Raw genomic sequence first — 26,060 nt, 5'->3', positions numbered from 1 at the left:
CGCCGACCATCCGGTCCCGCCGGCCACCCGGGCATTGGCCGGCGTCCTCCGCGACGCGCTCGCCCGGCTCATCACCCGCGGGCGCCACGCGGCCGCCGCCGTCCTGCTGGCCCTGGCCGACTTCGACCGGCGCCGCGGCCGGGAGGTGCTCGGCCACCGGAGCCTCTTCGAGTTCCTGAAGCGGGAGCTCGAGCTCTCCAGCGGCGCCGCCTCCCACCGGAGCGCTACGGCGCGGCTCATCCCGCGCTTCTCGGCCGTGGAGGCAGCGCTCCGGGCGGGAGAGGGTCACCTTGCTCACGCCTGCAAGGGCAGTTCACACGTGTGAACAGAAGCGCCCCGAAGGGGCGCCGGGCCCCGGGGTGGGAGGGCTGTTCGTCGATGGTCTGGCCACTACTTCGGCCGCCGCGGCCGCCGCGGCGGCCGGCGCGAGCCAGGCCGGCAGCGTCGGTGGGATCCGAGCCACTGGATAGATGGACGCGGTGGCGCGCGCCAGCGATCTCGACCTTCCAACGTCTGAGCTCCCGCTGGTCCCCAGGAGCCGCCAGGTGCCAACCCCTGCGAGGGAGGTCGAGCCCCTCACCGCCGACCGACGTCGCCTCCCCCTCAACGTCTCCACTCGCCTGCTCGGCAAGCTCGAGTCCGCCAGGGCCGGACTGGCGCACGCTGCGCCAGGCGCCACCACCGTGCACGTGCTGGAGGCGGCGAGGGACCTCCTGCTGGAGAAGCACCCTCAGGGTCACCTGCGCGGCGCACAACCGCCACGCGGCGAGGGTGGCGCTCGGCGAGGTGGTGGCGGGCCGCCGCGGCTAGGGACCTCCGGGCCCCTGGCCCCGCAGCATCACCAGCGCCAGCTGGGCCCGGCTGTGCACCCCGAGCTTCAGGTAGAGCCTGCGCAGGTGGGTGCGCACGGTGGACTCGCCCACCCCGAGGCGCGCGGCCATGTTGGTCACGGCGAAGCCCTCTGAGGCCAGGAGCGCGACATTCCGCTCGGCCGGGCTCAAGCTCGCCGAGGCGGAGCGGTGGAGGTCGCTGGTGTTCGCGGGCACGGTCGGCGTCGGCGTGAAGGCCAGGAGCACCAGCGCCTGCCCGCCCTCCGTGAAGCGGCGGGCCACCACCTGCTCGTCCCTGCGGGTCAGCCCGCTGCCCCGCAGCGCCCGCCGCGCGCCGGCCAGCCCTCGCGCCGCGGTCGCCTCCGCCGCGCGCGCCAGCGCCCGCAGTCGCGGGTGCTCCAGGGCGGTCGCCGGTTTACCGCCCCCGGCCGTGAGCCCGAGCCTCTCCCGGCCGACGTCGCTCATCCAGCGCAGGTGCCCGCCGGCCTCGAGCAGGTAGGCGGGGAAGGGGAGGGTGCGCGCCAACGCCTCGAGCCGGAAGACCATCTGACCTGGGACCGTACTGGCCGGCGCGGGGCCGTGATGTCGTCCATTCGGACGACCCCCCGACGCTTCCGCTGCACGATTCTCATGCAGCCAGCCCCAAGAGAGCGGCCCCTGGTCGTCCGTTCGGCCGACAGGCGCCGCGCCGCGGATCGGCTACGACACCATCAGTCGCACAGACCGTTGGTGCGGACGGCCTCCCAGCCCTTCCGACCCGGCGCCACCTGCCTCGAGCCGAGGCCGTCCGGAGGACGTTCGTGAACCGAGCCATGAGATCCCTTCGCCTCCTCCCCGTCTTCCTCGCCCTCCTCGCACTGGCTGGCTGCGGAGGCGGTGGCGGTAGCGATCCCGCGCCGCCCGCGACCTACTCGATCTCCGGCGCGGTCACGGGCTCGGTGACCACCGGCGTCACGGTCACCCTCTCCGGGGCCGCCTCGGCGACCACCACCACCGGCGCCGGCGGGGCCTACACCTTCAACGGGCTCGCCGCGGGCAGCTACACCGTGACGCCCTCTCTCGCCGGCCACACCTTCTCGCCGGCGTCGCTGGCCGTCACCCTCGGCAACGCCAACGCCACGGGCAAGGGCTTCGTGGCGGCCGCAGCCATCCCCACCATCACCATCTCGGGGACCATCGGCGGCGCCACGGCTGCGGGGGTCACGGTCTGGCTGGTCGGGGAGGTGGGCGACACGAGCGTACCGCTGAGCCGCTCCACCACCACCGATGCCAGTGGCCACTACTCCTTCGAAGTGCCGGCCACCGACCCGGCGCAGGACTCGTCCAACATGTACGCCGTCCGCCCGACCAAGGCGGGCTACGCCTTCGAGCCAGCCCTTCGGTGGTTCGTCGGCGGTTCCTCCGCCATCGTGGGGAAGGACTCGACCGCCCGGGTGTCCGCCATCACCGCCATCGCTGCCGGCAACAGCCACTCCCTGGTGATCAAGTCGGATGGCTCGCTCTGGGGTTTCGGCGCCAACAACGTAGGCAACCTGGGCGTGGCCGCCGCCGTGAACACCACCGTTCCGGTCAGCCTGGGGGCCGGGTATGCCACCGCCGCTGGTGGCATCGGCCACACCGTGGCACTCAAGCAGGACGGCTCGCTCTGGACCTGGGGCTGGAACGACAACGGCCAGCTCGGCCAGGGCTTCACCGGTGGCCAGGCCTTGCCCACCCGGGTGGGGACCAGCCTCTACGTGAAGGCTGTTGCCTCCCAGTACGGAGGCCAAGCCCTGAGGCCAAAGATGGACCTCTACGGCTGGGGCTCCAACGTCGTTGGGCAGGTCGGGGACTTCACCACCACCGATAGGAACGCGCCCGTATACGTCCACTGGTTCGTCGACGTCGAGGCCGGTCAAGCCCACAGCGTGGCCCAACTCACCACGGGTGGATACGAGACGTGGGGCTTCAACGCCAACGGGCAGCTCGGGAACGGGACGCTCCTCAACCAGCTCACTCCGGCCGGTGGCCTGGCCGCCAACTACCCGGTGGACGCCTACAAAACCTTCGCCCTCGGCCTGGCCCACACGCTGGCGCTCGGGAACGATGGCGTCCTCTGGGGCTGGGGCAACAACTTCTATGGCCAGCTGGGTGACGGGACCCAGACGGAGCGCTACGAGCGCGTCCAGATCATGACCGACGTGGTCGCGGTCGCCACACACGACAGCCACAGCCTGGCGATCAAGGCCGACGGAAGCCTGTGGGCCTGGGGCAAGAACGCCGAGGGGCAGGTCGGCAACGGATCGCAGGTAGACCAGCGCACGCCGGTCCAGATCGGCACCGGCTTCGCGCAGATCGCCTGCGGGAGCGACCACTCGCTGGCGGTGAAGTCCGATGGCACGGTCTGGGCCTGGGGGCTCAACAACTTCGGGCAGCTCGGGGACGGGCTGGCGACGGCGCGGCGGCTCGTGCCGGGGCAGGTCACGGGGCTGTAGTCCGCCCCCCGGCACCGCGCGTAAGCCGAATCCGAGAGGCCAGCCATGAGCGAGAGGCGCGGAACCAAGGTCATGTCGAAGAAGATGCGAGCTCTCCTGCTCGTCGCCGTCGCCGTCGCCGGCCTCTCGGCCTGCGGCGGCGGAGGGAGCGATCCGACGCCAACTCCACCGCCCGACGGCACGGGGACGGTGGGGGTAGCAGGGGGCACGGTGACCCTCTCCACCGGCGCGGCGGTGACCATCCCGGCCGGCGCGCTGGCCGGTGATCGGACCATCACGGTGGCGGCGGACGGGACCACGGCTCCGAACGGCAACCCGCGCTACCGGTTCGGCCCGGCCGGGACCACCTTCACGAGCCCGGCGACGGTGACCCTGCCGAGGCCGGCGGGGCTGGCGGTGGGGACGGCGGCGTCGGTCTACTGGACCAAGCTCGGGAGCGAGAACACCTACGACGCGCTGCCGGCCACGGTGACGGCGAGCGGGGTGACGGCGCAGGTGAGTCACTTCAGCCTGGGGTTCGTGGGGCTCCCGCCGGCCTCCGGTTTCCAGCCGCCAGCCGGCACGGTCGCGGTGGACTTCCGGGTGGATGACACCGCCAACAGACTCTGGAAGGGAGGCGAGCTGGCCTGGAAGGGTTCGATGAGGCACGACCCGGTGACCCGGGCCATCACGCTCGACCCCTCCTGGGCAGGTCCGTTCCCGCTCCTCTACGATGACGGGCCTTGGGACGGTGCCGCGGGAGGGCACGAACCCTCCGGCGCCGTGGCCGGAGACTCCGTCCTCGGGGCAACCGTCTTCGCCACGCCGGGCCTGGTGGCCCAAGTCTATCAGTACGGCCTGGTGGACGGGGCGACCGGCAGCTGGCTCTGGAAGGGCGCTGGCGGTGGAAACGGTACCTTCACGGTCCAGCCCGGTGCGGCCAGCGCAGTCTTGGCGCCCGGCATGGCCTTCTCGCGGCTCGGGGAGGTCGATCTCCGCTTCGAGCTGGACTCCAAGACCGTGCTCGCTGCCAACCCGCCCTACTCGATCTCCACCGTGGCGGTGAAGGGGAGCGTGACGGCCTGGAAGCTGCTCGACCTGGTGGACGATGGGACCAATGGCGACCGGGTAGCGGGGGACGGCGTCTTCACCACCATGCTCTCGGCCATGCCGGCGGCGACGGCGCCGCCGTACCTCGGGCTGGCTCAGCCAGGCCAGGTCGTCGAGTTCCTCCTGGTGCTCGGGGGCAGAGACTATCGAGACCTCGCGGGGCTGGCGGCGCTCCAGGGCGTGTCGGTCTCCTCGATGGCCCCGGGGAGCCAGTTCTGGGCTCCCTTGCAGCTCGCCGCGCTGCCCACCGGCTCCCAGAACGCCACCGCTTCGGTGCCGCTCACGCAGGCGCTGCCTTCCGTCTCCGGGATCGTGACGGGAACCACGCTGGCGCGAGTCCGGCTGACGCTGACGGGAGCCGCGACCAGGGTGGTGGAGAGCTCGTCGAGCGGGGCCTACTCCTTCGGTGGGCTCCAGAGCGGCAGCTACGTGGTGACGCCGGCCAAGCCGGGATATTCCTTCTTGCCAGCCAGGCGCACCGTGGTGGTAGGTGCCAGCGACGTCTCGGGTGTCGACTTCGTGGCCTCGGGGACCGGCGCCACGCTGCACTCCGTGAGTGGCTTCGTCACCGGCTCCGCGACCTCGGGCGTCTCCATGAGCCTGGACGGCGCCTTCGGGTCCGGCGTCACAACCGATGCCGGCGGTGCCTTCGTCCTGTCGGGGGTCGCCGACGGGACGTACGTGCTGACTCCGACCCGGACAGGTCACCTGTTCACGCCGATCGCCTACGTGGTCGTGGTCCAGGGCGCCGACGTCTCCAACCGGAACTTCCTGTCCACTACCCTGCCCCTCGGCTGTGGTCCGGTCTGCACCGGCAGGACCTGCGGCCCGGACTCCTGTGGCGGAACCTGTGGAACCTGCCAGGGCGCGAACCTCTGTCAGCCTGAAGGCACCTGCATGCTCGCCTGCGAGGTGACGCCGTGCGCTGGTGCCGCGACCTGTCAGCCGGACGGGACGTGCATGACCGCCTGCGAGTTGACGCCGTGTGCCGGAGCCGCGACCTGTCAGCCGGACGGGAGTTGTAAGAAGGCTTGCGAGTTGACGCCGTGCGCCGGAGCCGCGACCTGTCAGCCGGACGGGAGTTGTAAGACGGCCTGCGAAGTGACGCCGTGCGCCGGGCCTGCGACCTGCCAGCCGGACGGGACGTGCAAGACGGCCTGTGAGGTGACGCCGTGCGCCGATCCTGCGACCTGTCAGCCGGACGGAACCTGCAAGACGGCTTGCGAGGTGACGCCGTGCGCCGGGCCTGCGACCTGTCAGCCGGACGGAACCTGCAAGACGGCTTGCGAGGTGACGCCGTGCACCGCGCCCGCGACGTGCCAGCCGGATGGGACCTGTGCGGGTCCACCTCCCAAGTTCTGGCGCGGGTCCTACACCATGACCGTCTGTTCAGCTCCTGATGCGGCTGGATCGCTCGGCTCCGGTTTCTACTGCAACTCGGCGATCAATTTCGGGGGTGCCTTCCATGGCGATGGAACGCTGGGATTCCGCACCGATTCGGATGAGCCCCTGAACTTCAGGCGGGACTACCTCGGCGGCGGCAGCAACAGGACCGTCCACTACTGCCGCAACGACTCCTTCGCGGTGCCCGCGGAGCCCGGGTTCTTCAACGAGTGGAACATCTTTGGCGTTGGCGCGGTGGTGCGCGGCGCCCGGTGGACGGTGTCCGCGCAGACGGCCGACCAGATGAGCGGAACCTTCACGGTCGACTTCACCTACCCCACGAACTCCGGCCAGGTCGACGTGCCGGGCTCAGCCGTCGGCACCTGGAGTGCTACGGCCTCCGGGGTCCCGTTCCCGAAGTGCATCGGGGCGAATGGCGGCCACTTCTGCACCGACGTCAACTTCGGGTACGACCACCAGACGGGCACCAGCCCCACCTGCGATCGGCCCTACATCCCCTTCACCGGAGCGGCACGTCCCGGTGAGTGGTCTGGCCTGCCATGACAAGGCCGATCCTATCCGACTCCCACGGTTCCTCCTCACGAAGCAACGACTTGAGGTCCAAGTGAACGCGATGACGAAGGGCAAGCTCGGAGCGAAGTCCGTGTCGGCCTGCGCGCTGCTCCTCCTCTCCGCCTGTGGCGGTGGTGGAGGAAGCAGCACCCCCACCCCGCCTCCCGACGGCACGGGGACCGTAGGCACCGCGGGCGGCACGGTGACCCTCTCCACCGGCGCGGCGGTGACCATCCCGGGCGGCGCGCTGGCCGGCGACCGGGCCATCACGGTGGCGGCGGACGGGACGAATGGCCCGAGCGGGAACCCGCGCTACCGCTTCGGACCGGCGGGGACCACCTTCTCGAGCCCGGTGACGGTGACCTTGCCGAAGCCGGCGGGGCTGGCGGTGGGGGCGACGGCGGCGGTCTACTGGACCAAGCCCGGGAGCGAGAACAGCTACGACGCGCTGCCTGCCACGGTGACGGCGAGCGGGGTGACGGCGCAGGTGACCCACTTCAGCCTGGGGTTCGTGGGGGCGGCCTGCACGGAAGGGGCGACCTGCGCGGAGGGGCTGGCAGCCTGCCAGGCCGGGGCGATGGCCTGCGCCAGCGGGGCGCCGGTCTGCGCGGCGAGCGGTCCGGTGGCCGACGGCACGGCGTGCGGAGCGGCGACGGCCTGCGTGGCGGTCTCGACCTGCCAGGCGGGGAGCTGCGTGGTGGGCGCGCCGGTGAGCTGCGACGACGGCAACGCCTGCACGGCCGACGCCTGCGACGGGGTGAGCGGCTGCAGCCACGCGAACGTGGCCGACGGTACGGCCTGTGGTGGCGGGGCCTGCAGCGCGGGGAGCTGCACCGCGGACGCCTTCGACTCCACCGCGCTCGGCGCCACCATGACCTACCAGGTCACGCCGCCGACCGGCGCCGCCTACCGGACCACCTTCGAGGTGGTCGCCACCTCGGGGGCCACGTTCACTCGCAAGGTGACCCGGCCCGACCAGCCCGGCTATTCACTGAACGACCTGGTCCGGATCGGGACGGGTGCCTACGTGGTCCAGTCGCAGTCGCTCGCGGCCAACGGGACCGTGCTCTCGACCGTGACCTACTCGCCGCCGCTCCTGTTCTACCCTGCCACCTTGACGCCAGGAGCGGTGGAGACCCGGACCTCCACCCTGGGTGGCAGCGGAACGGGCAACAGCGTCGTGACCGTGACCGTCGCCGCGCCCGAGCCCGTGGTCACGACCCTGGGCTCCTTCCAGGCCTTCAAGCTGACCACCACCAACTCCAGCGGCGGATCGACCTTGGTGAGCTGGTGGGCCCCAGGGGTCGGTCGGGTCAAGTGGCAGACCTCGGTCAGCGCTGCTCCAACGCAGGTCACCACCTACGAGCTCGTGGCCTTCGGCGGCGCCAGCGCCACCTGCCCGGCGCAGGGGAGCGTCTGCGCCGGCGGCCAGGTCTGCCTGGCCACGGGCTGCGGCCCGGCCTGCGAGCTCACCTCCTGCGCCCCGACCGCCCTGCCGGATCAGGCCGTGGCCCGCAACGGCGCCCCGGTGCTGATCGACGTCTTGGCCAACGACAGCGCCCCGCGCGGCAGCCTCGACCTGGTGAGCGCCACCACCCCGACCAGCGGCTCCGTGGCGGTGGTGGCCGGCAAGCTCCAGTTCACGCCGCCCTCGGCGGGCGCCACCGGAACGGCCTCCTTCAGCTACACCGCCAGCGACGGCGCCCAGTCGGCCACGGCCACGGTGACCGTCACCATGGCGCAGACCCTCACGGTGACGGGCCAGGTGGCCGGGGTGTCCCTGCCAGGTGGCCGGGCCGGGCTCTGGTACGGCCAGACTCAGGCCGAGGGGACGCTCAACGCCAGTGGCACCTACACGGCCACCCTCGACGTGGTGGATCGGTCGGCCGTGGTGTTCGGGACGGCCGTCGGGGATCCGGCTTCGGGCCAGGGCTCGGTGATGTTGCTCAGCGTCCTCGGGAGCTTCGACGCGCTGGGGCACGGCCAGCACGGGCCGCTCGTCATCACCGAGGCCGAGACCACCAGCGTGACCCTCTCACCGCTGTCGCTGGCCCGCTACGGCGCGGTCGGCCAGGCCAACGGCTTCGCCATTCCGACCACGGACCTCCAGATCGTGGAGGCCGAGCAGGTGGTCTCCAGCACCCAGCTGCTCGACATCGCTGCCGCGGTGAAGGTGAGCATCGACCAGCCCACGCTCTACCCCCCGCCGGCCGGGCAGGACTGGCTCTTCCTGGCCACGGATCCGGCCGTGCTGAAGTCCTACCAGGCCCAGGTGGCGGCGGCGGCCGGCAGCACGGCCCCGCTCGACGAGGCCCGGGCGGCCCTGCTGGCCGACCCGCAGGTGGTGCCTGCGTTCACCGTGCCCTCCGGTGGCGGCGCCTACCACGCAACCTACGCCCCGACGCCTGGCTACTTCCCGCGCGGAGGTGACCTGCTCGAGCTGGCGGCCGACGGCACGGGCAGCTACCTCGACGTCGGTGCGTTGCACCCGCTCACGTGGCAGGTGGTCCAGGGGGTGCTCACGGCAGACATCACCCAGGCGCCGATCACCTTCACCTCCTTCCAGCCCGTGGCCTCCCTGCCTCTCTCCGCCGAGGTGAGGGCGGCCTACGCCCCCGCCACCCAGGTGCAGCAGACCGACACCATCACCACGCTCCGGTTCCAGCCGGTGCTGATGGGGACGCGCCAGCTCTGGGCCGAGCAGACCTACGCAGGGACCACCACCTGGCCGCCGGTGCTCGTCGGAGGCGCGACCGTGGCGCCTTCGGCGCCCTACGACTTCACCTACCAGTCCCTGCTCCGGGAGGAGCGGCTCAACCCCGCCATCCCCTTCACCGCGGCGCTCGCCACGGGGGTCTGGGCCACCAACGCCTACTACAGCGCCGGCGTGAGCGGACCCAGCCTGGCCCCCCTCGCCGCCAGGATCAACGGCGACCTCCTGACCTTGGCCGCGGACGGGTCTGGCTCCTCCGCCAAGTCCGGCAGGGCCCTCACCTGGACCATCACCACAGGTGACCTGAAGGTGACCTACGCCGACGGCGCGCAGCAGATCGTCAGGATCCTGGCGGAGCGGGCCGGCTTCTACTCGGTGTTCTCGGTCCATCTCGAGCCCGGCGGCGCGATGCACGGCGGCCTCGACCTGGCCTTCAAGAAGGACCCCGGCCTCAGCCTCGCGGGGGCAGCGGTGGCCACGAATCCCGGTGAGTACTGGGTGAACCAGATCAACAACGACATCCCCGAGCTGTGGGTCGATGGGCAGCTGCCGTCCCTCTACTGGTTCGGGTGGGAGCTCTACGCCGACGGCTCGGGCCTGAACCTCTTCGGCGACACCAACGGGGACGGCACGGTGGACCGGGCCACCGAGGCGGGCGCCGTGACCTGGTCCGTCCTCGGGGAGGTCATCGAGGTGGTGAGGTTCCCGGCGGCAGGGGATCCGCGGCGGGCCCTGCGCCGCTGGCAGCCCGTCTGGATCTCGGCCGACGGGACCACCTTCTGCGCCCTGGAGGAGGAGCTGCGCCGCAGCCCAGCGACCAACCCCTACGGGTTCTTCATCGAGCCGCGCCTCACCTACTTCGAGCGCTGGCCCTCTCCGTGACCCGGTGGCGTCGCACCGGGCCACCAGCCGGGCGAGCGCGCTCACCGGGCCGGCCAGTTCACACGTGTGAACTGGCGCGCCCCGAGGAGGGATAGGGCCGCACGCCGGGCTGCATCGGACGACCGGGCCGAGGGGCCAGGACGCCGCCGCCCCCGGCCACCTCCCCGGTGGTAGAACCTGCCCGTGCGCTCACCCGCCGACGACCTCGCGGCCTGGATCCCGCGCCTCCTCTCCGTCTGGCGCGCCGCCCGGCGCGGCCGCCGCTCCGGTCCGCGCCCGCCGCCCGACGCGCTGCTGCCCGACGAGCTGCGCGAGGTGGCCGCCGCGGTGACGCGGCTCTCCAGCGGGCTGACCCGGGAGCGCGAGCTGGTCGGGGCCCGCTACCTCGACGACGAGCGGCTGCTGGGCGCCTACCTGCTCTTCTACTGGCCCATCTCCTACCTGCAGGCGCGCGGGGTGCTCTCCGAGCTGCCGCGCCCCCCGCGCACCGTGCTGGACCTCGGCAGCGGCCCCGGGCCGCTGGCCTTCGCGGCGCTGGACGCCGGGGCGGCGCAGGTGACGGCCGGCGACCGGGCCAAGCAGGCGCTGGCCGCGGCGCGCGAGCTGGCGCGCCTCTCCGGCGAGCCGCTGGCCACCCGCGAGTGGAACCCGACGCAGGGCCGGCCGCTGGCCGAGCTGGTGGCCGGCGGCCAGGCGCCGGACACCATCCTGGTCGGCCACGTCCTCAACGAGCTGTGGAGCGGGGAGGGCCAGGCGGCCCGGCGGGCGGCGCTGCTGCAAGAGGCGCGCGCCCTCCTGGCCCCCGGCGGCTCGCTGGTGATCATCGAGCCGGCGCTGCGCGACACCTCGCGCGCCCTGCTGGAGGTGCGCGATCTCCTGGTGGCCGGCGGCGCGGCGGTGCGCGCCCCCTGCCTGTTCCGCGGCGCCTGCCCGGCGCTCCTGAAGCCGTCCGACTGGTGCCACGCCGAGCGCCCCATCGCCCCGCCGCCGCTGGTGGCGCAGGTGGGCAAGGCGGCCGGGCTGCGCAAGGAGGCGGTCAAGATGAGCTACCTGGTGCTGGCGCCCCCGGGCGAGGGCTGGGCCGAGCCGCCGCCGGGCCGGGTCTTCCGCGTGGTCTCCGAGCCGCTGGCCGGCAAGGGTCGCCTCCGCTACATGGGCTGCGGCCCGGAGGGGCGCATGGGGCTGGCGCTGCAGGAGAAGCACGTCGGCGAGGGGAACCGGCGCTTCGAGGCGCTGCTGCGCGGCGACGTGGTGGCGCTGGAGGGGGCCGAGGCGCGGGGCGACGGCCTGGCGCTGGGCGCCGGCTCCCGGGTGACGCTGCTGGCCGCGGCCGGCCGACCGGTGCCTCGGCCCGGCGGGTGACCGGCCTGGCGCCCGCGCCACCCGGGCCTGCCTGGGGCGGGGGCCGCGGGGCCGCCGGGGGTACTGAATAGGGAGGCCGGGGCGCACGTTCCATCCACAGGCGGTGCGCGCCAGGGCGGCGTGCGGGAGGTCTTCGATGGCGAGTCGTTCCGAACGGGCCGAGGCGGTGCGCACGCTGGTGCAGGAGGCCCGCCACGGCCTCCTCTCCACCCTGGGGCTGGAGCCGGCCGGCTTCCCCTACGGCTCGCTGGTGCCGGTGGCGGCCCTGCCCACCGGCGAGCCGCTGCTGCTGATCTCCCACCTGGCGCAGCACACCAAGAACCTGGTGAAGGACGGCCGGGCCTCGCTGCTGCTCCTGGAGAAGGCCGCCGGCGATCCGCAGCAGGCGCAGCGCGCCACGCTGATCGGCGAGGTCCGGCGGCTCGACGGCGTGGAGGAGGCCGGGGCCCGGGCCCACTACCTCACGTCCCACCCGGACGCGGCCACCTACTTCGAGCTCAGCTTCCAGCTCTGGGCGCTGGCGCCGGTGGAGGCGCGCTACATCGGCGGCTTCGGCGCCGCGGCCTGGGTCTCGGGGTCCGAGATCGTCGGGGCCTGAGTCCTCGTCCCGTCCATCGCGCCGCTAGCGCGCCACCAGCACGAAGAGGCCGACCGTGAGGAAGGCCGCCACGGCGGGCACGGCCAGGTCGAAGAGCAGGGTGGCCCAGGTGGAGGGCACGAGGTGCGGCTGCGGCGAGCGCTTGGTCATGGAGGGCTCCTCGAGGGGTAGGCGCCGGTGGTCCACGGGCGCCTCGTACCTGGAAGACCGCCCTCGAGCCGCGGTGTGACACCGCCCGCAGCCACGCCCCGAGACCTGGGGACAGCCCACCTCCCGCCCGGGGCCTGCCCGGCGTACCGGCCCCTCAGCCCTCGCCGCCGGACTCGCGCCAGCGCCGCTCCAGCTCCGCGTAGGCAGGCGGGTAGGCGGCGGTGAAGCGCTGGTAGACCGGGATCGGGTAGCGGATGCCGCCGGCGTGGGTCCCCTCCAGCCCCTTCACGAACCGCTCGGCCTGGGCGAAGGGGAAGGTGAAGGCCAGCTCGTCGTCGGCCGCCATGCCGAAGATCCGGTCTCCGTAGCAGGGCAGGATCAGCTGCGGCTCCTGCGTCCGGCGGGTGCGGATGACGATGTCGGTGCAGTCGCCGCGCCCGGTGAACTCGGTCTTGAAGGCGCCGCCCTTCTCGAAGAGCGCGGCGTTGACCAGGCGCAGGATCTGGGCCGGGTTGCCGTAGACCACCACGATCTCCGGCTCGAAGGTGAGGCGGGCCAGCGGCCCGGCCACCACCGCCGCCACCTCACCGGGCGCGAACCGGGGCAGCGCCGCCTCGAAGGCCGCGCCGGCCTCCCCGCAGGCGGCGTACATGCCCTCGGCCAGCGAGCCCTTGGCGTAGTAGTCGAGCAGCGGCTCGAAGCCGAACGCCGCCTTGGCGAGCGGGCAGGAGACGTCCTCCCGGCCGAAGACCAGCGTCATGCCGGAGCGGCGCGCCAGGCTGATGGCCTGGCAGATGGCCACCTCCACGTGCAGGTCCTGCTTCGGGCGCCTGGCCTTGGCGGGCACCGGCTCGCCGGGAGCCAGCGCGCGGAGTCCCACCGGGAAGGTGGCGATGCGCAGGTGCTGCTCGAGGTGCTTGGCGAGGGTGGCGGCGTCCATGGGGACCTCCTCAGAACTCCAGCACGATCTTCCCGAACGAGTCGTTGGCCTCCATCCGCTGGTGCGCCTCCCTGGCGCGGGCGGCGGGGAGGACGCAGTCCACCACCGGCTTCACCCGGCCGGCGGCGATGAGGGGCAAGACGTCGCGGCCGAAGGCCACGGTGGCGGCGATCTTCTCCTCGAGCGGGCGCGGGCGGAGCACCGTGCCCACGATGCTGCCGCGCGATCGCATCAGCAGGCCCAGGTCCACCACCGGCTTGCCGCCGCCCATGGTGCCGATGATGACGATCCGGCCGCCCGGCGCCACGCAGCTGAGGTTCTCCGGCGTGTAGGCGCCGGCCACGAAGTCGAGGACCACGGCGGCGCCGCGCTTCCCCGTGAGCTTCCGGACCTCCTCGGCGAACTTCGGCTCCTCCTGGCCGACCAGGATGCCGTGGTCGAGGCCGAGCGCCCTGGCCTTCTCGAGCTTGTCGGCGGTGCGGCTGGTGCCGATGGTGAGCGCGCCGGCAGCCCGCGCGATCTGGAGCGCCGCCGTGGCCACGCCCGAGCCCACCGCGTGGATGAGGACGGCGGCGCCGGGGCGCAGCCCGCCGATGGTGAACATGGCGTCGTGGGCCGTCAGGCCGGCCTCGGGGAGGGCGCCGGCGTCGGTGAGGCTCATCCCCTCCGGCACCCGGAGCAGCATCCGCTCGTGGGCCAGCGCGTACTCGGCCTGGGCCTCGCCCGAGGCGATGGCCATGACCCGGTCGCCCACCTTCCAGGCGGTCACGCCGGCGCCCACCGCCGCCACCTCGCCGGCCAGCTCCAGGCCCGGGATGTCCTCCCTGAACCCGGGGGGCGGCGGGTAGAGGCCGCGCCGCTGCAGGAGATCCGCCCGGTTCATGGCCGCCGCGCGCACCCGCACCAGCACCTCGCCGCGCTGCGGGCTGGGCTGCTCCACCTCGGCCAGCTCCACCACCTCCGGACCACCCTTGCCGGTGAATCGGACCGCCTTCATTGGGATCGCCTCGCGCCGGGCCCGCCGGCGGGCCGGGGAGGGCGCCGTGAGCGGACCACCTGGTGGGTGGCGCCGGCCGGCGCGGCGCCGGGGTGGCGCCAGGTCGGGCTCGACGTGTGGCGCAGGATAGCGGGCCGGGCCCGCCCGCGTCACCAGGCCAGCGGGGCGGAGGCGCGGCCCGGCCCGCCGAGGGCGCCGCCGACCGGCCCGCCGCGGGGGGCGCCGGCGGGCGGCCAGGCGGCCGTGGCGGCGCGCCCGAAGAGGCGGCGCACCTCCGGGCGGCGCAGCGTCAGCAGCGTGGCCACCCCGAGCAGGGTGCCGAAGGGCGGGAAGGCCAGCGAGAGCCAGGCGGTCGCGCACACCAGCTGCCAGCGGCGCAGCCCGCCGAGGGCGCGGCCGGCGCTCACCAGCAGGAGCGCGTAGCCCGCCATGAGGAGGACGCCGGCCAGGCCGCCGCCGACCACCTGCCAGGCCAGCCCCGGCGCGGCGGGGCCGTGGTCGGGGCCGAAGCCGCCGCTCAGCAGGGCCACGCCGAAGTACAGGTAGAGCGCCGGGACCACCGCCGCGACCAGCGCCAGCGCCGCCAGCACGTGGTGCAGCAGCGGCAGCGGGCCGAGGGCGCGGTGAGACTGGTGGGGCACCAACCGATTCTCGGCGGCGGCGCGCCCAGCGTAAAGCCGGGGGAGCGGGGGACAGGGCCGGCGAGGAGAGCGTTCGCTTACGCCGCGCCGCGACCCGGCTGGCCCCTGGGCGAGGCCCCGCGCGGGACCCGTGGGCCTGCCGGAGCCCCGCGGCGGCCGCTCAGGCGCTCCGGACCGAGCCGTCCACGCCGATGACCACGTCGGTGAGCGGAACCTGCGAGCCGCTGCGCGCCAGCCCCTCGCGCGCCGCCCAGGCCAGCCCGCCGCAGCAGGGCACCTCCATGCGCACCACCGTGATGGAGCGCAGGTCGTTCCTGGCGATCAGGTCGGCCAGCTTGGCCGCGTAGGCCTGGTTGTCGTCGAGCTTGGGGCAGCCCACCACCAGCGCCTTGCCGGCCAGCAGGTCGGCGTGGAAGCCGGCGTAGGCGAAGGGCACGCAGTCGGCGGCCACCAGCAGGTCGGCGCCCTTCAGCCAGGGTGCGCCGGGCGGCACCAGCGTGAGCTGCACCGGCCAGTGGGAGAGCGTGGAGCCGCCCTGGCGCGGCGCCGGCGGCGCGGCCGGGCCCGGGGCGTCCTTCACCACGGTGAGCCCGAGGCGAGGCAGGGCGCGCGGCGCCGAGCCGGGGCAGCCGCCGGGCGGCGCGGCGTGGGCGTGGCCCTGGTGGCCGGTCGCGGGGTGGGCCGCCGGCGCGTGTGGCGCGCCCTGGTCGGCCGGGCGGGCGGTGGCGTGGGCCGGGGCGGGCCGCCCGAGGCGGGCCAGGTGGTCGGCCACCGCGCCCTCGTCGAAGCCGGGCGCCTCGCGCTCGATCACCGAGATGGCGCCCTGCGGGCAGTCGCCCAGGCAGGCCCCCAGGCCGTCGCAGTAGACCTCCGACACCAGCCGGGCCTTGCCGCCCACCAGCGCGATGGCCCCCTCGGCGCACGAGGAGAGGCACTCACCACAGCCGTCGCAGCGGGCCTCGTCGATCTGCACGATCTTTCGCAGCATGGGCGGGTTATGCCATGCCCGCCGCGCGATCCCGAAGCCGGACGGGGTCAAAGATCGCTTCCCCGGGGGCAAGGGGTCCCGAGGATCCGTGTTATCCCTCGCCGCCAGAGGTCACCCGTCATGCCCCGTTCGAACGATACCCTCCGCCTGGCCGCCTGCCTGTCGCTCCTGTCCGCCTGCGCCACCGCCCCGTCCGGCCCGCCGCCGCGGGCGGCCGCCGAGACGCTGGAGTCCCGCTGCACCCTCGGGTACCCGGTGGCCTGCCGCGACCTGGGCCGCGCCCACCTGCTCGGGCAGGGCGCCGCGCCGGACGACCGGCTGGCCGCCGCCTACGCCACCAAGGCCTGCGAGATGGGCGAGGCGGCCGGCTGCGCCGACCTGGGCGTCCTCTCGGCCATCGGCCGGGGCGTGGCCCAGAGCGACGCGCGCGCCGTGGCCCTGTCCCGGCGCGCCTGCGACGGCGCCTTCGCGCTGGCCTGCTCCAACCTGGGCGTCATGACGGTGGAGGGCGTGAACACGCTGGCGCTGCGCCCCGACGAGGCGGGCGAGGCCGGCCAGAAGACCGTCCGCTGGTTCCGCGCCGCCTGCGAGACCGGCGTGCCGGAGGGCTGCCTCAACCTGGGCAGCGCCCTGGAGGCGGGCACCCTGGTGCCCCGCGACGTACCGGGCGCGGTGCGCGCCCTGCGCAAGGCCTGCGACGGGGGCCTGCCGCTGGCCTGCTACCGCCTCGGGCTGCTGGCCACCCGCTCGGCCGAGGTGCCGGGCGAGGTGTCCCCCGCGCCGCTCTATGCCACCGCCTGCGCCGCGGCCATCGCCCCGGCCTGCGACCTGGCCGGCCTGCCGGTGCCGCCGCCCTCGGTGCGCACGCCCACGCCGCGCCTGGTGGACGAGCCGCGCAGCCTGGCGCTCGGCATCCCCGGCGCCGGCGGGTTCCACCCCACCGACCTCACCCCCTCCTCGCGCGGCCCGCGCCGCGCCCGGGAGGAGGTGCGCCGGCCCACCGAGGCGCTGCTGGCGGCGGTGCCGCCGGAGCTGCGCGGCCGGCTCGACCTCGGCGGCGCGCCGCGCCCGGGCGACGCCGGCGACCCGCCGGTGGACCTGCTGGTGGCGCTGCGCCGCCACCAGCTGGGCAGCTGCTACCAGGCGGAGCGGAAGAACCCGGGGGTGCGCACCGAGGTGCTGGTGGCCTTCCTGGTGGAGGCCGACGGCAGCCCGGCCGAGGTGCGCGCCGCCGCGGCGCCCGCCGATCCGGAGCTGGAGACCTGCGCGGCCGAGGTGGTGACCGGCTGGGAGTTCCCGGTGCCGGCCGGCGGCCTGGCCGGCCCGTACCTGGTGCGCTTCGCCTTCGAGTCGGCCCCGGCCGGCAGCCCGCCCACGCTCACCCCGCCCGGCGGCCTGCGCCCCGCGCTCAAGGAGCCCGGCTGCATCGAGCGCAAGCTGCGCGTGCCGCCGGAGTTCCGCGGCACGGTGGGCGGCGCCACCGTCAAGCTGGCGGTGGACGGCAACGGCACCCCCATCCTCTTCCACGCGGTGACCCCCGCGCCCGAGCCGCTGGTGGCGGCCATCGCCGACGCGGTGCGGGCCTGCGAGTGGGTCCCCGGCGCCGAGCCCTCCGGCCGGCCGTCCGCGCTGTGGGTGACGGTGCAGGTCAAGATCGACGGGCGGTGAAGGGCGGGGCGCGGGGCGCAACCGCCGCGCCGACCCGGCCCCGCCTCGGGCCAGCGCTCGACGAAAACTGGAAAACCGGCGACGCCTCGACCTAGATTCCACCCGATATCGAACCGGGGGCGGGTGGAGGCGGCGGCCAGGTGCTGGTGCACGAGATCAGCTGGGACGAGGTGGTCCGCGCCGGCACGGTGATGTTCGGGCCCACCTTCGTGGCCGCGGCCGACCAGGGCGGCTGGCACGGCGAGCTGAAGCGCGCCTTCCGTCGCCGCGCCTTCGAGACCCACCCGGATCGCGCGGTGGTGCTGGGGCGCAGCGAGGCCGAGCTGGCCCGCGAGTTCCGCGCCGTCTCCGAGGCCTACGAGCTGCTGGTGCGGCTCAGGGCCGGCCCGCTGCCCACCCTCTGCCCGCCCCCGCCGCCGAGCCCGCCGCCGACGCCGCGCCCGGCCGCCCGCGCCGCGCCGCCGCCTGGCCGGGCCCGGGTGCACCGGCCGGCCACGCCACCGCCCGGCCGATCCGCCGCCCCGCCCCCTGGCGCCGCTCCCCGCGGCGCCGAGCGCACGGGGCCGACCGCCACGGGCCAGGCGTGGCGCGCCGCCGGGGGCGAGGGGCAGCGGGCCCGCGCCGCGGCCGCCGCCGCCGCCGCAGCGCCACCGGTGACGCCGCCGGTCTCGCCGCCACCCGCCGCCGCAGGCCGCCGCTGGAGCGCCCGGGCCGCCGGGCCCTCGGCGCCGCCCCCCGACCGGTCGAGGTTCGAGCCCCCCCGCGCCGCGCCGGCCGTCCCGCCCTGGGCCGTGGCCGGCCTGCCGCGCCGCCGCCTTCGCCTGGCCGAGTTCCTCTACTACTCGGGCCGGGTGGGCTGGCAGGACTTCGTGGCGGCCGTCGCCTGGCAGCGCACGCAGCGCCCGGCGGTGGGGCGCATCGCGGTGGACTTCGGCTTCCTGGAGCGGTTCGAGGTGGCGGAGATCCTGGAGCGGCGGCGCGCCGAGGGGGTGCGCCAGCCCTTCGGCGAGTTCGCCGTGCGCCACGGCTACCTCACCCCCTTCCAGCTGCTGGCCCTGCTCGGCCAGCAGCTCCGGCTGCAGCAGCCCATCGGCCGCTACTTCGTGCAGCGCGGCCTGGTCAGCGACCTCGACCTGGACGACGCGCGCGGCACCATCTTCCGCCACAACGCCCGGCAGGCCCCCTAGCGCGCCACGGTAGGCCCCGCGCTCCCGGGCCGGGCGCGCCGTGCGGCAGACGAGCGCGCGGCGATGTGTCGCTGCCCGGACGGCGCGCCCACGTGACTAACTTCACGGGCCGGCGCGTCACCACCTCGAAGCAGCCGGCACACCCTCCCGCTCGAAGGAGCACCCATGAAGCGCCTGGTCCTCGTCGCCGCCGCCCTCTTCGCCCTGAACGCCTCCGCCGCCACCGCTCCCAAGGAGCCGCAGGTGCTGGAGGCCAAGCAGGGCAACGTGACCTTCAAGCACGCCACCCACGCCGCGGTGAAGTGCGCCGTCTGCCACGGCCCCGGCGAGGCCAAGGCCATCGGCAAGCTGGGCAAGGACGCGGCCCACAAGCTCTGCCTGGAGTGCCACAAGGCGGAGAAGAAGGGCCCGGCCAAGTGCGCCGAGTGCCACGTCAAGGCCAAGTGAGTCGAGCGGCCGGCGGCGGGCGCGAACCGTCCGCCGCCCCGCCGCGCCCGGGTGGGCGCGCCGCGCCGGTGAGGGAGGCCCCGCCCCGGTGACGGGAGGGGCGCCCGCCGCCTTCGCTCAGCGCCGCAGCAGGAGCAGCCGATCGCCCTGCTCGGCGCCGCCGGTGTCGGCCACCAGCGCGAGGCCGAGCGCCGCGGCCGCTCCCAGCAGCGGCTCGAGCGCGCGCACGCCCAGCGCGGGGTCGTGGGCGCGCAGCGCCTGGTCGAAGCGCTCCAGCCGCGGCAGCCGCTCGGCGCCGCGGCTGAACGGGCCGTAGAGCAGCAGCACCCCTCCCGGTGGCAGCCCCTCCGCCGCGCCCGCCAGGAGGTCGCGCCCCGCCCCGGGCGGCGCCACGTGCAGCACGTTGACGCACAGCAGGACGTCGAAGCGGCGGCGCCGCCAGGCCGGCGCGCCCAGGGCCAGGTCGAGCGGCGCCAGCAGGTTCTGGTGGCCGGCCTCGGCGGCCCAGGCGGCGACGGAGGCGCGGGCCTCGGGATCGGGGTCGGAGGGCTGCCAGTCGGCCCCCGGGAAGGCGCCGGCCAGCGCCACGGCGTGCTCGCCGGTGCCGCTGCCGAGCTCCAGCACCAGCGGCCGGCCGGCCGCGCCCGCCTCCGCTTCCAGCCACGGACCGAGCGCCTCCAGCAGGAGGTGCCGGTTGGCCAGCGCCAGGCGGGCGGTCCGCTTCACCGCCGCATCATGCCTCGCCCCGCGCCGCGGCGCGGGCTAGAACCGGGGCCATGCTGCGGCCGAGGCTCCTCTCGCTGCTCTGCCTCTCGCTCCTCGGCGCGGCCGCGCCGAGGCCGGACCGCCCGCTCGGGGTGGTCACGCCCGGCCCGCTGCGCCTGCTCCTGCTCGACCTGCCGCTCGCGGACGCGCGCCCCGGCCCGGCCACCCTGGACGTCCGCTGGGAGCTGGCCAACAGCTGGAGCACGCCCACCCTGCTGACCCGCAACGAGCGGTTCGTGCTGGTGCAGCTCGACGAGCAGTCGGACGCGCTGGTGGTGGCGCTGCGGCTGCCCTGGGACCGGCTGGTGGGGCCGGGCCCCTGGGCCGAGCGGCTGGCCACCACGGTGGAGTGGCGCCTGGTCCAGCACTGGGGCGGCTACACCGACGGGATCATCGAGGCCTGGCACGTGCTGGGCGCCTACAACCGCTTCAAGCGCCCCGACTATCCGAGCGACCGGGTGGGGCTCACGCTCCTCGAGCCCGGCGGCGGCAAGGTGGCCAGCGTCACCTCGGCGCGGCTGGCGGCGGGCGACCTGGCGCTGCGCACCTCGCTCCGGCTGGCCGAGGGCCAGCTCGACGGGCGCCCCTGGGCGGCCGCCCTCCGGCTCGACCTGAAGCTGCCGGTGGGACGCCCGGCGGACTTCGGCGGGTCGGGCGGGGTGGACGCCGGCGCCGGCCTGGGCGGCAGCGTGGCGCTGGCCGGCTGGCTCACCGCCCACGCCCAGCTCTCGGCGCGGCGGGTCTCGCAGCTGCCGGGCGGGCTGCCGCTCAGGCTGCGCCCCTGGCAGTACGGCGCCGAGCTCTCGCTGGTGGCCTGGCGCGGCGACTGGGCGCTGGTGGCGGAGACCCGCGCCCAGTCGGCGCTCTTCGAGCGCGGCTGGACGCTCTTCGGTGACCCCACCCAGGGCGACGCGCTCACCGCGGTGACCCGCAGCCAGAACCAGCTGGGGTTCGGCGTGCGCTGGCGCGGCCTGACCGCCTGGTTCCTCGAGGACTTCACCATCGGTGACCGTCCGGAGACCCGCTGGACCTGGTTCTACAACTCCAACGCGCCGGACCTGGTGGTGGGCCTCTCCTGGCTCGCGCCGCTCTGAGCCGCGCGGCCGGTCAGTTCCGGCGGGCCTTCCGCGCGGCCGGCGGGCGAGGGTCGGCCTCCACCGGGGCGGCCGGCGAGAGCAGGGCCGGCGGGCAGCCGAGGCCGGCCAGCAGCGTGCGGCAGAGCAGGCCGGTCGCCCCGGCCCGCTCGGCCGGCCCGAGCGGCAGGGCGCCGTCCACCACCAGCCCCGCCAGCCCGTGGACCATCGACCAGGCGGCCACCTCGGCGCCCGGGCGGGCGGCCGCGGGGACCGCGCCGGCGGCCACCAGCTCGTCGAGCGCGTCGAGCAGGATCTGGAACGGGTCGCGCCCCAGCGGCGCCACCTCGGGAGGCAGCTCGGCCTGGTCCTGGTGCGGGCACCAGGGGCCGAACATGACGCGGAAGCGGGCCGGCTGGCGCACCGCGAACTCCACGTAGGCCTCGCCCATGGCCCCGAAGGCGGCCACCGCCCGGGCGGCCGAGCCGGGCTCACCGGCGGTCCTGGTGAGGGCCCGCTCCATGGCGGTGGCCAGCCGGCCGAACCCCTCGGCGGCCACGGCGGCCAGCAGGGCCTCCTTGTCCTCGAAGTGCCGGTAGACGGCCGCCGGCGACACCCCCACCTCGCGGGCGGCCTCGCGGAGGCTGAAGGCCTGCACGCCGTGCTCGGCCACCAGCGACACGGCCGCCTCGATGAAGGCGTTCCGGAGGTCGCCGTGGTGGTAGCGCGGCTTCGATGGGGCGTCAGGCGTCTTTGCCATGGCCTCATGTTGACACCGTTCACTTCGGTTGGCAATGTGTACGGTGTTCACATAGACGGGACGCCACGGCGCCCCGCCCGCACCAGGGGTGCCACCGCACCCCGCCGAAACCAGGGGCCCCCGTCCGCCCCGCCAGGAGCCGCCCATGTCCCGCCCCGTCCCCGCCGCGCCCGCCCTTCTCGCCGCCGCGCTGGTGCTCACGGCCTGCCGCCCGGCCGCCCTGGCCGCCACCCCGGCGGCCCCGCCCGTGGAGCTGGTCCCGGTCCGGACCGCCCCGGTGGCCCACGGGCCGGTGGAGAAACCGGTCCGCGCGGCCGGCACGGTGGCCACCAAGGACGAGTGGGACCTCGGCTTCAAGGTGGGGGGGCTGCTGGCCTCGGTGGAGGTGCACCAGGGGCAGCCGGTGCGGAAGGGGCAGGTGCTGGCCCGGCTCGACCCGACCGAGGTGGCGGCCGGCGTGCGGCAGGCCCGCGAGGGGCTCGACAAGGCGCGGCGCGACGCGGCCCGCATGGCGGGGCTGGTGGCGGCGGAGACCGCCCCCCGCACGGCCGCCGAGGACACCCGCACGGCCGAGGCGGTCGCGGAGGCCGCCCTGGCCGCGGCGGAGTTCAACCTGCGCCACGCCACCCTCACCGCGCCGGACGACGGCTGGGTGGACCGCCGCCTGGCCGAGCCGGGCGAGGTGGTGGCCCCGGGCCGCCCGGTCATCCACCTCTCCGGCCAGGGGCGCGGCTTCGTGGTGCGGGCGGCGCTGAGCGACCGGGACGCCCTCGGCCTGGTGCCCGGGACCCCGGCCACCGTGATCCTCGACGCCCGCCCCGGCGAGCGGCTGCCCGGCACGGTGGCCGAGCTCTCCCGCAGCGCCAGCCGGGGGACCGGCACCTACCAGGTCGAGGTCCGGCTGGCCCCGGCCGCCGCCGGCGCGCCGCTGCTGGCCGGCCTGACCGCCAAGGTGGAGATCGAGCGGCGCGTGCCGGCCGCCGGCGCCGTGCCGCTGGCCGCGGTGGTGGACGGGGACGGCGCCCAGGGGGCGGTCTTCGCCGTGGAGGGCGGCCGGGCCCGGCGGGTGCCGGTGCGCATCGCCTTCCTCCAGGGGGACCGGGCGGTGCTGGCCAGCGGGGTGGAGGGGCTCGACCGGGTGGTGACCGACGGCGCGGCCCGGCTCGCCGACGGGCGCGCGGTCCGCCTGGTCGACTGACCTCCACCTCGAGCCCGATCTCGACCCCGCCCCGACCCCGACCGCAGCCAGTGCGGATCTCCCGCTCCCCTCCGGGGAGAGGCCCGGGGTGAGGGGCACCATGACCGCCATCCAGGATCCCCCCATGCACGTCGCCGAATTCGCCGTCCGCCGCTGGCAGTTCACCCTGGTCGTCTTCCTGGCCCTGGTGGCGCTGGGGGGGAGCTCGCTCCTCACCATCCCCAAGGCCGAGGATCCGACCTTCCCGTACCCCAACTTCGCGGTCATCGCCGTGCTGCCGGGGGCCAGCCCGGCCGACGTGGAGCGGCTGGTGGTCGACCCCATCGAGGCCGAGCTGAAGGCCCTGGACGACGTGAAGAAGCTCAAGACCACCATCGACGACGGCCTGGCGGTGGTGGAGATCGAGTTCACCGCCGGCACCGACCCGGCCCGCAAGCGGGACGAGGTGATCCGCGAGACCACCGCGCTGCGGAGCCGACTCCCGGCCGAGCTGGTGCGGCTGGAGGTGGAGGAGTTCAACGCGGCCCGGGTCAACGTGCTGCAGGTGGCGCTGGTCGGCCCCTCGACGCCCTACCGCGACCTGGAGCGGGTGGCCCGCGACCTGAAGGCCCGGCTGGAGGCGGTGGCCGGGGTGGGCACGGTGGTGCTGGCGGGGCTGCCGCCGCAGGAGGTCCGGGTGGCGCTCGATCCGGAGCGGCTGGCCGCGCTGCAGGTCTCGCCGCTGGAGGTCCACGCCGCCGTCGCCGCCGAGGCCCAGGCGCTGCCGGCCGGCGCGGTGGACGCCGGGGCCCGCCAGCTCAGCGTCAAGACCAGCGGCGACTACGCCTCGGTGGAGGAGATCGCCGACACCGTGGTGCGCAGCGTGGAGGGGCGGGTGGTGCGGGTGCGCGACCTCGGCGAGGTGGCTCAAGCCGACGGCGAGGCGACCCACCTGGTCCGGCTGGGCGGGCTGAAGGCGGTGCTGGTGGCCGCCAGCGTGAAGGAGGGGCAGAACGTCTTCGACGTGCGGGCGGGCCTGGAGCGGGAGCTCGTCGCCTTCCGCCCCGGGCTGCCGCCGGGGATCCGGCTGGAGGGCTCCTTCGACCAGGTGGCCAACGTGGCGCACCGGCTCTCCGGCTTCGCCAAGGACTTCGGCATCGCGGTGCTGCTGGTGCTGGTGACGCTGCTGCCGCTCGGCCTCAGGGCCGCCGGGGTGGTGATGGTCTCCATCCCGCTCTCGCTGGCGGTCGGGTTGACGCTGCTCCACCTGACCGGCTTCTCCATCAACCAGCTCTCCATCGTGGGCTTCGTCATCGCGCTCGGCCTGCTGGTGGACGACTCGGTGGTGGTGGTGGAGAACGTCACCCGCTTCATCCGCGAGGGGCGCCCGCCGCGGGAGGCGGCCGTGGAGGCCACCAGGCAGATCACCCTCTCGGTGCTCGGCTGCACCGCCACCCTGATCTTCGCCTTCCTGCCGCTGCTCTTCCTGCCGGGGGCGGCCGGCCTCTTCATCCGGTCGCTGCCGGTGGCGGTGGTCTTCACCATCGTGGCCTCCCTGCTGGTCTCGCTCACGGTGGTGCCCTTCCTGGCCTCCCGGGTCCTGCGCCCCGAGGGGGCGCACGGCAACCTGGCCTTCCGCTGGCTGGAGCAGGCCATCCAGGCCTCCTACCGGCCGGTGCTGCACCGGGCGCTGGCCCGGCCGGCCGTGACGCTGGGGCTGGCGGCGCTGCTGCTGGCCGGCGCGCTGGCGCTGGTGCCCGCCATCGGCTTCAGCCTCTTCCCCAAGGCCGGCATCCCGCAGTTCCGCGTCACCGCCGAGGCGCCCGAGGGGGCGAGCCTGGCCGAGGCTGACCGGGCGGCGCGCTTCGTGGAGGCGGCGCTGGCGCGCCACCCCGAGGTGGTGCGCTTCACCACCAACGTGGGGAAGGGCAACCCGAGCATCTACTACAACGTGGCGCAGCAGAACGAGAAGGCCGGCTACGCCGAGGTGCTGGCCGAGCTCGACACCCGCGACGCCGCCCGGACCGCCCGGGTGCTCACGGCGCTGCGGGCCGAGCTCTCCGGCTACGCCGGGGCGCGCCTCGAGGTGCGCGAGTTCGAGCAGGGGCCGCCGCTCGACGCGCCGGTGGCCATCCGGGTCCTGGCCGACGACCCGGCCGCGCTGGCCGCCGCCGCGGCCACGGTCGAGGCGATCCTGGCCGGCACCGAGGGGACCCGCTACGTGCGCAACCCGGCCCGCGACCGGAAGAGCGACCTCAGGGTCCGCATCGACCGCGAGCGGGCGGCGCTGGTGGGCGTGACCGCGCCGGACGTGGACCGGGCGGTGCGCCTGGCGGTGGGTGGCCTCACCGCCGGCTCCTGGCGGGAGGAGGGGAGCGACCAGTCGCGTCACATCCGGCTCACCGTGCCGCGGGTGGGCGGCGCCGACCTGCCGGGGGGCGCCCGCCCCGGGCTGGAGGTGCTGGAGCGGCTCTACCTGCCGGGCGCCGGCGGCCCGGTGCCGCTGGCCGGGGTGGCGCGGCTCGAGCTCGAGCCCTCGCCCGCCCGCATCTACCACCACGACAAGATCCGCAGCACCACCGTGACCGCCGACGTCCGCGAGGGGTTCAACACCGACAGGATCACCCGCGCCGCGCTGGCCCGGGTGGCGGCCGAGCGCTGGCCCGCCGGGGTGCGGATCGTGCCGGCCGGCGAGTTCGAGAGCCGCCAGGAGAGCTTCGGCGGCCTGGGCACGGCCATCCTGGTGGCGGCGCTCGGGGTGCTGGCCATCCTGGTGCTGGAGTTCCGCACCTTCCGCTCCACCCTGATCGTGGCGTCGGTGATCCCGCTCGGCGTGGTGGGCGGCCTGGCGGCGCTCTTCCTCTCCGGCTACACGCTCTCCTTCACCGCCGTGATCGGCTTCGTGGCCCTCATGGGCATCGAGGTGAAGAACTCCATCCTGCTGGTGGACTTCACCAACCTGCTGCGCCAGCAGGGGCGCTCGCTCGACGAGGCCATCGAGGAGGCCGGCGAGAAGCGCTTCGTCCCCATCCTGCTCACCACCCTGACCGCGGTGGGCGGGCTCATCCCGCTGGTGGTGGAGCGCTCGGCCCTCTACTCGCCGCTGGCGCTGGTCATCCTGGGCGGGCTGATCTCCTCGACCCTGCTGACGCGCGTGGTGACGCCGGTGCTCTACAAGCTCCTGCCGCCCGACCTCGAGCCGGCCGACGGGGCCGAGCCCGCGGCGGCGCCGGCCCCGGGGCGGGCCAGCGGCGCGGCGGTGGCGTGAGGGCGCGTCGATGACCGACCTCCTCCTGGCCCTGCTGGCCCTGGGGCTCCTCGACGGCACGCCCCTCCCGCGGGCCGGGGCCCCGAAGCGGGGCG

The 26,060-nt window shown here is 75.2% G+C and carries 19 protein-coding genes; 12 read left to right on the top strand and 7 right to left on the bottom strand.

The genetic code is table 11. From position 1 onward, the window contains the following. Window positions 1–34 precede the first annotated feature (34 nt). A complete protein-coding gene (locus IPO09_14985; protein ID MBK9518624.1) occupies window positions 35–325 on the top strand; it encodes a hypothetical protein in 291 nt (96 codons plus the stop codon). 481 nt (window positions 326–806) lie between these two features. On the opposite strand, the gene IPO09_14980 is transcribed toward IPO09_14985, so the two are convergent. After that, entirely contained in the window at window positions 807–1,376 is a 570-nt protein-coding gene (locus IPO09_14980) for a hypothetical protein (protein MBK9518623.1), read from the bottom strand. A 266-nt stretch (window positions 1,377–1,642) separates the two neighbouring features. On the opposite strand from IPO09_14980, the gene IPO09_14975 reads away from it, so the two are divergent. The 5 genes from IPO09_14975 to IPO09_14955 all read left to right on the top strand — a co-directional run bounded on the left by IPO09_14975 (window position 1,643) and on the right by IPO09_14955 (window position 11,904). After that, window positions 1,643–3,304, top strand: a complete 1,662-nt coding sequence (locus IPO09_14975) for a hypothetical protein (GenBank protein ID MBK9518622.1) — start codon at window positions 1,643–1,645, stop codon at window positions 3,302–3,304. 72 nt (window positions 3,305–3,376) lie between these two features. Next, window positions 3,377–6,340 (top strand): hypothetical protein, encoded by a 2,964-nt coding sequence (locus tag IPO09_14970; protein ID MBK9518621.1) that lies wholly within the window; start codon window positions 3,377–3,379, stop codon window positions 6,338–6,340. A 70-nt stretch (window positions 6,341–6,410) separates the two neighbouring features. After that, window positions 6,411–9,944: a hypothetical protein gene (locus IPO09_14965; GenBank protein MBK9518620.1), complete on the top strand. Its 3,534-nt coding sequence runs from the start codon at window positions 6,411–6,413 to the stop codon at window positions 9,942–9,944. A gap of 177 nt (window positions 9,945–10,121) precedes the next feature. Then, window positions 10,122–11,306: a methyltransferase domain-containing protein gene (locus IPO09_14960; protein ID MBK9518619.1), complete on the top strand. Its 1,185-nt coding sequence runs from the start codon at window positions 10,122–10,124 to the stop codon at window positions 11,304–11,306. Between the two features lie 136 nt (window positions 11,307–11,442). Beyond that, window positions 11,443–11,904: a pyridoxamine 5'-phosphate oxidase family protein gene (locus IPO09_14955; GenBank protein ID MBK9518618.1), complete on the top strand. Its 462-nt coding sequence runs from the start codon at window positions 11,443–11,445 to the stop codon at window positions 11,902–11,904. Between the two features lie 304 nt (window positions 11,905–12,208). Here IPO09_14955 and IPO09_14950 read toward each other — a convergent pair whose 3' ends face one another. The 4 genes from IPO09_14950 to IPO09_14935 form a co-directional block, all read right to left on the bottom strand. Next, window positions 12,209–12,994, bottom strand: a complete 786-nt coding sequence (locus IPO09_14950; GenBank protein MBK9518617.1) for a DUF169 domain-containing protein — start codon at window positions 12,992–12,994, stop codon at window positions 12,209–12,211. Window positions 12,995–13,004: 10 nt separating this feature from the next. Further along, window positions 13,005–13,991: an NAD(P)H-quinone oxidoreductase gene (locus IPO09_14945; GenBank protein ID MBK9518616.1), complete on the bottom strand. Its 987-nt coding sequence runs from the start codon at window positions 13,989–13,991 to the stop codon at window positions 13,005–13,007. A gap of 149 nt (window positions 13,992–14,140) precedes the next feature. After that, a complete protein-coding gene (locus IPO09_14940; protein MBK9518615.1) occupies window positions 14,141–14,632 on the bottom strand; it encodes a hypothetical protein in 492 nt (163 codons plus the stop codon). A 160-nt stretch (window positions 14,633–14,792) separates the two neighbouring features. Next, entirely contained in the window at window positions 14,793–15,620 is an 828-nt protein-coding gene (locus tag IPO09_14935; protein ID MBK9518614.1) for a ferredoxin, read from the bottom strand. Window positions 15,621–15,740: 120 nt separating this feature from the next. Between IPO09_14935 and IPO09_14930 the strand changes: the two genes are divergently transcribed. The 3 genes from IPO09_14930 to IPO09_14920 all read left to right on the top strand — a co-directional run bounded on the left by IPO09_14930 (window position 15,741) and on the right by IPO09_14920 (window position 18,922). After that, the gene (locus tag IPO09_14930) at window positions 15,741–17,288 is read left to right on the top strand and encodes a sel1 repeat family protein (protein MBK9518613.1); all 1,548 of its coding nucleotides are present in this window, start codon (window positions 15,741–15,743) and stop codon (window positions 17,286–17,288) included. Window positions 17,289–17,428: 140 nt separating this feature from the next. Next, window positions 17,429–18,475: a J domain-containing protein gene (locus IPO09_14925; GenBank protein MBK9518612.1), complete on the top strand. Its 1,047-nt coding sequence runs from the start codon at window positions 17,429–17,431 to the stop codon at window positions 18,473–18,475. A gap of 165 nt (window positions 18,476–18,640) precedes the next feature. Continuing rightward, window positions 18,641–18,922 carry a cytochrome c3 family protein gene (locus IPO09_14920; GenBank protein ID MBK9518611.1) on the top strand — a complete coding sequence of 94 codons (282 nt, stop codon included), beginning with the start codon at window positions 18,641–18,643 and terminating at the stop codon, window positions 18,920–18,922. Window positions 18,923–19,039: 117 nt separating this feature from the next. Here IPO09_14920 and IPO09_14915 read toward each other — a convergent pair whose 3' ends face one another. Then, the gene (locus tag IPO09_14915) at window positions 19,040–19,648 is read right to left on the bottom strand and encodes a DUF938 domain-containing protein (GenBank protein ID MBK9518610.1); all 609 of its coding nucleotides are present in this window, start codon (window positions 19,646–19,648) and stop codon (window positions 19,040–19,042) included. Between the two features lie 50 nt (window positions 19,649–19,698). Between IPO09_14915 and IPO09_14910 the strand changes: the two genes are divergently transcribed. Further along, complete coding sequence (locus tag IPO09_14910) at window positions 19,699–20,781, top strand: hypothetical protein (protein ID MBK9518609.1); 1,083 nt, start codon at window positions 19,699–19,701, stop codon at window positions 20,779–20,781. Between the two features lie 13 nt (window positions 20,782–20,794). Here IPO09_14910 and IPO09_14905 read toward each other — a convergent pair whose 3' ends face one another. Next, entirely contained in the window at window positions 20,795–21,520 is a 726-nt protein-coding gene (locus IPO09_14905) for a TetR/AcrR family transcriptional regulator (GenBank protein MBK9518608.1), read from the bottom strand. Between the two features lie 145 nt (window positions 21,521–21,665). On the opposite strand from IPO09_14905, the gene IPO09_14900 reads away from it, so the two are divergent. Together IPO09_14900 and IPO09_14895 are read left to right on the top strand one after the other, a co-directional pair. Beyond that, window positions 21,666–22,718: an efflux RND transporter periplasmic adaptor subunit gene (locus IPO09_14900; GenBank protein MBK9518607.1), complete on the top strand. Its 1,053-nt coding sequence runs from the start codon at window positions 21,666–21,668 to the stop codon at window positions 22,716–22,718. Window positions 22,719–22,842: 124 nt separating this feature from the next. Further along, a complete protein-coding gene (locus tag IPO09_14895; GenBank protein ID MBK9518606.1) occupies window positions 22,843–25,965 on the top strand; it encodes an efflux RND transporter permease subunit in 3,123 nt (1,040 codons plus the stop codon). Window positions 25,966–26,060 lie beyond the last annotated feature (95 nt).

The organism is Anaeromyxobacter sp., assembly GCA_016718565.1.
Taxonomy (GTDB): Bacteria; Myxococcota; Myxococcia; order Myxococcales; family Anaeromyxobacteraceae; genus JADKCZ01.
This window is presented reverse-complemented; position numbering and strand designations above follow the sequence as displayed.

What these genes read in the sequence shown, in the direction of transcription:
- IPO09_14980 (MBK9518623.1), bottom strand. Translation starts at nt 1,376, where the DNA reads ATGGTCTTCCGGCTCGAGGCGTTGGCGCGCACCCTCCCCTTCCCCGCC.
- IPO09_14975 (MBK9518622.1), top strand. Translation starts at nt 1,643, where the DNA reads ATGAGATCCCTTCGCCTCCTCCCCGTCTTCCTCGCCCTCCTCGCACTG.
- IPO09_14970 (MBK9518621.1), top strand. Translation starts at nt 3,377, where the DNA reads ATGTCGAAGAAGATGCGAGCTCTCCTGCTCGTCGCCGTCGCCGTCGCC.
- IPO09_14965 (MBK9518620.1), top strand. Translation starts at nt 6,411, where the DNA reads ATGACGAAGGGCAAGCTCGGAGCGAAGTCCGTGTCGGCCTGCGCGCTG.
- IPO09_14955 (MBK9518618.1), top strand. Translation starts at nt 11,443, where the DNA reads ATGGCGAGTCGTTCCGAACGGGCCGAGGCGGTGCGCACGCTGGTGCAG.
- IPO09_14950 (MBK9518617.1), bottom strand. Translation starts at nt 12,994, where the DNA reads ATGGACGCCGCCACCCTCGCCAAGCACCTCGAGCAGCACCTGCGCATC.
- IPO09_14945 (MBK9518616.1), bottom strand. Translation starts at nt 13,991, where the DNA reads ATGAAGGCGGTCCGATTCACCGGCAAGGGTGGTCCGGAGGTGGTGGAG.
- IPO09_14935 (MBK9518614.1), bottom strand. Translation starts at nt 15,620, where the DNA reads ATGCTGCGAAAGATCGTGCAGATCGACGAGGCCCGCTGCGACGGCTGT.
- IPO09_14930 (MBK9518613.1), top strand. Translation starts at nt 15,741, where the DNA reads ATGCCCCGTTCGAACGATACCCTCCGCCTGGCCGCCTGCCTGTCGCTC.
- IPO09_14920 (MBK9518611.1), top strand. Translation starts at nt 18,641, where the DNA reads ATGAAGCGCCTGGTCCTCGTCGCCGCCGCCCTCTTCGCCCTGAACGCC.
- IPO09_14910 (MBK9518609.1), top strand. Translation starts at nt 19,699, where the DNA reads ATGCTGCGGCCGAGGCTCCTCTCGCTGCTCTGCCTCTCGCTCCTCGGC.
- IPO09_14905 (MBK9518608.1), bottom strand. Translation starts at nt 21,520, where the DNA reads ATGGCAAAGACGCCTGACGCCCCATCGAAGCCGCGCTACCACCACGGC.
- IPO09_14900 (MBK9518607.1), top strand. Translation starts at nt 21,666, where the DNA reads ATGTCCCGCCCCGTCCCCGCCGCGCCCGCCCTTCTCGCCGCCGCGCTG.
- IPO09_14895 (MBK9518606.1), top strand. Translation starts at nt 22,843, where the DNA reads ATGCACGTCGCCGAATTCGCCGTCCGCCGCTGGCAGTTCACCCTGGTC.